We start from the raw sequence: 6,802 nt of genomic DNA on the forward strand, positions 1-6,802 counted from the left end.
GTCCCCCTCCCATTCCACGGCGTACGCGCCGCACCACCCGTCACTACCTCCCCCCAATCCCTTACCCGTCTCCCCACACCTGCCGCCGTCTCACCCCTCGCCCCACCGCTCGTCGAGCAGCCGTGCCGGGTCGCGGGGCTCGAAGTCCGGCATGAGTCCGCCGCCGGAGTCCTTCAGCGCCGCCCAGCGGGCCTGCCGCACATCGGTGTCGTGCCAGTCGGCGCCGTCGGGACACCCCGCCCGTACCGCGTCCGGGACGGGCGGCATCGGCGACTTCCGCGCCTTCCTCGCCCGGCGCGCCGCCCGTTTCGCCTCGCGCCGCGCGGTGCGCGCCGCCTCGCGCCGGGCCGCGCGCTCCGCCCGGGACGCCCGGACGCCGCGGTGCCTGCGGCGCGGCGGCTCCGCCCGCCCGTCGGCCCCGAGGACGACTCCGTGGACGGGGAGCAGGGGCAGGCTCTCGGGGGCGTACGAGACGGGGTGACGGGCCGCCGGCGCGGAAGCGCCCCGCTGCCGTGAGCGGTGGGGCTCCTGCTGCGGTCGGGACGGCCGCGGCTGCTGCGGCATGGCCGGTTCGGACCCGTCCGGTTCGCCCTCTTGGCTTCCGTCCGCTCCTCGGTGGGGCTCCCGGTCCGCTTCCGCGCCCGTTCCGCCGGCTCCTCCTCCGGCCCCTCCGCCGGCTCCGGGCTTCGCTCCGGGGTGCGCTTCCGCCTGCGGGTCGCCGTTCCCGGGCCCGCCCGACGAGCCGTACCGCGTACCGTCCGCGTCCGCCGCCGACCCCCGGCCCGTCGCACGCCGCTGCTCCCGGTCGTCGGCCCCGTGCCGTCCGGGCGCCGGCGAGGCCGGTTCGGAGCCGTCGTGGGCCCCGCCGACGGCGAAGCCCAGGTAGCGGGCGAATCCGCGCCACCAGGAGAGCGGACCGCGAACCCGTGCGCGTCGCGGAGCAGCCGGCCGGGCGGCCGACGCGTCCGTCGCGTCCGTCGCTCCCGCCCCGTCCGACACGTTCGGCGTACTCGTCCCACCCGTCTTCGTCGCCGTGCTCATTCCGCCCTTCGCACCCTTCCTGCCCTTCCTGCGTTTGCCGCCTCTCCCGGTCTCCCCGACGTCCTGCCCCAGGTCCGGCCCCGCGCCCGGCACCGCGTCCGCCTCCGTACCCGCCGAAGACGCCGGGGAGGCCGTGGAGAGCGAGGGCGCCGTGCCCGTCGAGGCGGCCGCCGTGGCCTCCCGCAGCCCGAGCGCCGGCCGCACGCGCCGCCACCAGCCACGCGGCCGGGCCCCGCCGGACGACGCGCCGGCTGCCCCTGACACGTCGGCTCCGGCCGCAGCCGGTTCCCCGCTGGGGACCCGCTCCTCCTTGCGGATCCGGCGGACGACCAACGCGCCGGGGACGCCCACGGCCAGCGTCCAGGCCAGGCAGGCCAAGCCGGTGAGGCGCCACGAGGGGCCGAACCGGGACAGGGCCGCGACGCCGAGCGGCCCGCCCGCGGCGCAGGCGAGCAGTGCGGCCACGGCGGCGCAGAGCAGTGCGGCGAGGAAGGCGACGGCGACCGTCTCGCGCCGCCCCACGACCGCCGGGCGGCGCGGTACGGCCGCGGCCGCCACCGCGACACCCACGGCCGTCACCAGCGCGGCGGCGCCCGCCAGGCCCGCCGGACCGGCCTCGCCGGGCGCGGGGAGCGCGGCGAGCAGCGGGAAGGGCGGGAGCGGCGGCCGGTCGGGCGAGCCGAGTCCGGGCAGCGCCAGCGGGGCGACGAGGCCGTCCACCCCGGCCGCGAAGCCGGGCCCCAGACCGTAGGCGGCCGTCCACACTACCGCGTTGGGCAACAGCGCCGCGCTCAGCAGCGCCACCCCCAACTGCCCCGGCCAGCCCACCGTGAGCTGCGCCATCGCGTCCCGCACGGCACCGGCGTGCACGGCCAGGGAAGCCGCCAGCAGCAGCGCCGCGCCGCCGAACAGCACCACCGTGCCCGCCGTGGCGGCCCGGGCGACCGCCACGACGTGCGGCGCCGTGAACCACCGGCGTACGCACCCGGGAACGAGCCGTGACACCCGGCGGACCCGGGCCGAGGGCGTCCAAGGCGGGCAGCCCACCGCCATCCACACTCCGACCGCGGCCGGCGCGGCGGCGACAAGCGGTACGTGGATCAGTGCGCTCAGGGGGTCGACGCGGATCGGGCCGGACGAGGCGTAGAGCACGGCGGCGGCGCTGACCAGCAGGTATCCGCCGAGCAGCGCGGTGAACGCGGTGCGCGGCGGCAGCGGCGGAACCGGAAGGCGCGCCGGAAGCAGGGGCACTTCCCACGGCATGGACCCGCCGGACCGGACGCCGTTCCCGTCCCCACGGGGCGCGGTGTGGTCGCCCGTCGGCAGGCCGCGTGAACCTACGGAGCCGTCCATCCCCGGTTCGCGGAAGCCGTAGGCCTCGTGCGGGTCGTACGGGGCATGCCGGTCGTACGCGCCGTCCGGGCCGTCGGCGTCCTCGGCGTTGTCGGCGGTATCCACGTCATCGGAGTCGTCGGCGTCATCGGCGTCCTCCGGCGGCATCGGCGCCTGCCGCGCCGCCCGGTGAATGAGCAGGCAGGGCACGACGGAGAACAGCAACGGGGTCAGCCCGACCGGCGCGGAGGCGCCCGAAAGGGTCTCGGTGCGAACCAGGTCGGCACCGTGGGCCAGCAGCCAGAGGCCGGTGGCGACGTGCAGCGCTCCGCCGGGCCCGCTGTCCGGGTAGGGCGACACGATCCACAGCACCAGGACGAGCGTGGCGAACGCCCCGAGTCCCAGCCCGGCGGCGACCGCCCCGCCCAGGAACGCCCTGCCCGTCCCCGGCTTGTGACGCGCCGTGGGTCGGGGGTGCGACGGCAACGACGGACCACTGTGGGCATATGGGGTCACAGGGGCCATGCTGCCAACAACGCGCCTTTCGGGCGGGTAGCGACAAATGACCGTCGTGTCGTGTTCAGGGCGGTACGGGCCGGCGGGCCGGCGGAGCCGCCCGCGCGCCGAGCGAGCCGGGCCGCCGTGCGACGGCACGGGCCCCGCGCACTCGCACCCGCGCCCGTACGCGCCCTCATGGACGCCCGTGGGCCCGTACCCCCGGAGGGATACGGGCCCACGTACCGTCGTGAAGCCGCCCGAACGGCGGCGTCATGCGACCCGGTCGGCCGTGACCGGCCGGACCGCTCCGACCCTCAGGGGCCGGTTCGGGTCAGGCGACCGTTCAGGCGCTCAGCGCGGCGCGCGCCAGGCGGGCGGTCTCGGACGGGGTCTTGCCGACCTTCACGCCCGCGGCCTCCAGGGCCTCCTTCTTGGCCTGCGCGGTGCCGGACGAACCGGACACGATCGCACCGGCGTGGCCCATCGTCTTGCCCTCGGGCGCGGTGAAACCGGCCACGTAGCCGACGACCGGCTTGGTGACGTGCTCCTTGATGAAGTCCGCCGCACGCTCCTCGGCGTCGCCGCCGATCTCGCCGATCATGACGATCAGGTCGGTGTCGGGGTCGGCCTCGAACGCCTTGAGGGCGTCGATGTGCGTGGTGCCGATGATCGGGTCGCCGCCGATGCCGACGCAGGAAGAGAAGCCCAGGTCACGCAGCTCGTACATCATCTGGTAGGTCAGCGTGCCGGACTTGGACACGAGACCGATGCGGCCGGGCTTGGTGATGTCGGCCGGGATGATGCCCGCGTTGGACTGGCCGGGGCTGATGAGGCCGGGGCAGTTGGGGCCGATGATGCGGGTCTTGTTGCCCTTGGCCTGGGCGAGCGCCCAGAACGAGGCGGTGTCGTGCACCGCGACGCCCTCGGTGATCACGACGGCCAGCTCGATCTCGGCCTCGATGGCCTCGACGACCGCGTCCTTGGTGAACTTCTCCGGGACGAAGATGACCGTGACGTCGGCGCCGGTCTTCTCCATGGCGTCCTTGACGGAGCCGAAGACGGGGACCTCGGTGCCGTCGAAGTCGACGGTGGTGCCGGCCTTGCGCGGGTTCACGCCGCCGACGATGTTGGTGCCGGAGGCCAGCATGCGCTTGGTGTGCTTCTGGCCCTCGGAGCCGGTCATGCCCTGGACGATGACCTTGCTGTCCTTGGTGAGGAAGATAGCCATGGTGTTCTAGTGACCTCGTTCCTTACTTCGCAGCCAGCTCGGCGGCGCGCTCGGCGGCGCCGTCCATGGTGTCCACCTGCTGCACCAGCGGGTGGTCGGCGTCGTTCAGGATCTTGCGACCCAGCTCCGCGTTGTTGCCGTCGAGGCGCACGACCAGCGGCTTCTCGACCTTCTCGCCCTTGTCCTCAAGGAGCTTCAGGGCCTGGACGATGCCGTTGGCGACCGCGTCACAGGCGGTGATGCCACCGAAGACGTTGACGAAGACGGACTTGACGTCCGGGTCGCCGAGGATGATCTCGAGACCGTTGGCCATCACCTCGGCGGAGGCGCCGCCACCGATGTCGAGGAAGTTGGCGGGCTTGACGCCACCGTGGTTCTCACCGGCGTAGGCGACGACGTCCAGGGTGCTCATGACGAGACCCGCGCCGTTGCCGATGATGCCGACCTGACCGTCGAGCTTGACGTAGTTGAGGCCCTTGGCCTTGGCCGCGGCCTCCAGCGGGTCGGCGGCGGCCTTGTCCTCCAGCGCCTCGTGCTCCGGCTGGCGGAACTCGGCGTTGGCGTCCAGGGACACCTTGCCGTCGAGCGCGATGACGCGGCCGTCGGCGACCTTGGCGAGCGGGTTGACCTCGACGAGGAGGGCGTCCTCGGCGACGAAGGTCTTCCACAGGGTCACCATGACCTCGGCGACCTGCTCGGCGACCTCGGCCGGGAACTTCGCCTGGGCGACGATCTCACGGGCCTTCTCGATGGTGACGCCCTCGTTGGCGTCCACCGGCACCTTGGCGAGCTTCTCGGGCGTCTCGGCCGCGACCTGCTCGATGTCCATGCCACCGGCGACGGAGGCCATGGCGAGGAAGGTGCGGTTGGTGCGGTCGAGGAGGTACGAGACGTAGTACTCCTCGGCGATCTCCGGAGCCGTCTCGGCGATCATCACCTTGTGGACCGTGTGGCCCTTGATGTCCATGCCGAGGATGTCCGTCGCGCGGGCGACGGCCTCGTCCGGGGTGGCGGCCAGCTTGACGCCGCCGGCCTTGCCGCGGCCGCCGACCTTCACCTGCGCCTTGACGACCGACTTGCCGCCAAGGCGCTCAGTCGCCGCGCGCGCCGCCTCAGGCGTGTCGATGACTTCACCGGCCAGCACCGGTACACCGTGCTTGGCGAAGAGGTCCCTCGCCTGGTACTCGAACAGGTCCACGCGCGTCCGTCCCTTTTCCATGGATATCGCGGTTCGTTGTCTGCGCGGGCGTGCCGCGGTGGCAGCGTGAGGACGCGATCTATGACGAGGGCGGCACACGTGCGCCGAATACGCGGCATGTCCGTCTCGCAGGTTATCCCCGAGGGCCGGAGGTCCCTAAATCGCAGATCACACTCCGGCCGTGATTACGCTCACAGATCGCATACGGGCCCCGCACGCATCGCGACAGAGCGTACGCCGCCCGGCCCCGGCCCGCGGGCCCGCGCCCGCCTCGCGCCGGACCGCGTTTGAGGGTCACGCACCGAGCACCGCGCGCCTTCCGCCGCCCGCTCCTTCCCTCCTGTCAGGGCCGTCCCTCCTATCCCTCCGGTTTCCGCCTCCTCTCCTCCTCGCCCCCTTCTCCCGCCGCTCCGGGGGATTTTCCCGGCGCCGTCAGGCGCCCGCGGCGGGGTCGGGCACCGGTAGGGGCCGCTGCTCCAAGGCCGCCGCCATCAGTTCCGGGAAGTGGTCGGGGGTGCAGGCGAAGGCCGGCGCGCCGAGCGCGGCGAGAGCCGCCGCGTTCTCCCGGTCGTACGCCGGAGCGCCCTCGTCGGAGAGGGCCGTCAGGGTGACGAACCGCACTCCCGCCGCCCGCATGGCCGCGACCCGTTCGAGCATCCCCTCCCGGACTCCGCCCTCGTAGAGATCGCTGATCAGGACGACGACGGTGTCCGCCGGGCGGGTGATCCTGGCCTGGCAGTAGGACAGCGCCCGGTTGATGTCGGTGCCCCCGCCGAGCTGGACGCCGAACAGCACGTCCACCGGGTCGGCCAGCCGGTCGGTGAGGTCCACGACGGAGGTGTCGAAGGCGACCAGCCGGGTGTCGAGGGTGCGCATCGAGGCCAGCACGGCGCCGAAGACGGAGGCGTGGACGACGGACGCCGCCATCGATCCGGACTGGTCGACGCAGAGGATCACCTCCTTCCGCGCCCACCGCGCCGCCCGGGCGTAGCCGACGAGCCGTTCCGGGACGACGGTGCGGTGCTCGGGCAGGTAGTGCTTGAGGTTGGCCCGCACGGTGCGGCCCCAGTCGATGTCCCGGGGGCGGGGCCGGGCGGCCCTGGCCGACCGGTCGAGCGCGCCGGCGAGCGTGGCGCGGGTACGGGACGCCAGGCGCCGCTCCAGGTCCTCGACCACCCTGCGGACGACCTCACGGGCGGTGGCCTTGGCCTCCTCGGGCATCGCCTTGCCGAGCGACAGCAGGGTGCCGACCAGGTGGACGTCCGGTTCGACCGCTTCCAGCAGCTCGGGCTCCAGGAGGAGGGCGGTCAGCCCGAGCCGGTCCAGGGCGTCCCGCTGCATCACCTGAACGACGGACGCCGGGAAATACGACCTGATGTCCCCCAGCCAGCGCGCGACCCGGGGTGCGGAGGCCCCGAGGCCACCGCTCCTCCGGCCGTCACCGGCGCCCGGCCCCCGGGCTCCGGCTCCAGCCCCGGCTCCAGCCCCGGCTCCGGCCCCGGCCC

General features: G+C 74.1%; 4 protein-coding genes. All 4 read right to left on the reverse strand.

Going from position 1 to position 6,802, the window contains the following annotated elements; genetic code table 11:
- Positions 1-90: 90 nt before the first annotated feature.
- On the reverse strand, positions 91-2,898 hold the full coding sequence (locus ACSNOK_RS29010) for a cell division protein PerM (protein WP_436783761.1): 2,808 nt from the start codon (positions 2,896-2,898) through the stop codon (positions 91-93).
- Positions 2,899-3,214: 316 nt separating this feature from the next.
- Complete coding sequence (gene sucD / locus ACSNOK_RS29015; protein WP_152262140.1) at positions 3,215-4,099, reverse strand: succinate--CoA ligase subunit alpha; 885 nt, start codon at positions 4,097-4,099, stop codon at positions 3,215-3,217.
- A 22-nt stretch (positions 4,100-4,121) separates the two neighbouring features.
- Positions 4,122-5,297, reverse strand: a complete 1,176-nt coding sequence (gene sucC, locus ACSNOK_RS29020; protein WP_436783762.1) for an ADP-forming succinate--CoA ligase subunit beta — start codon at positions 5,295-5,297, stop codon at positions 4,122-4,124.
- Positions 5,298-5,729: 432 nt separating this feature from the next.
- Positions 5,730-6,802: VWA domain-containing protein (locus tag ACSNOK_RS29025; protein WP_436783763.1), on the reverse strand; the 1,073-nt coding region annotated here is incomplete at its 5' end.

The sequence above is a fragment of the Streptomyces sp. URMC 126 genome, assembly GCF_051386555.1.
In the GTDB taxonomy this organism is placed as follows: Bacteria; Actinomycetota; Actinomycetes; order Streptomycetales; family Streptomycetaceae; genus Streptomyces.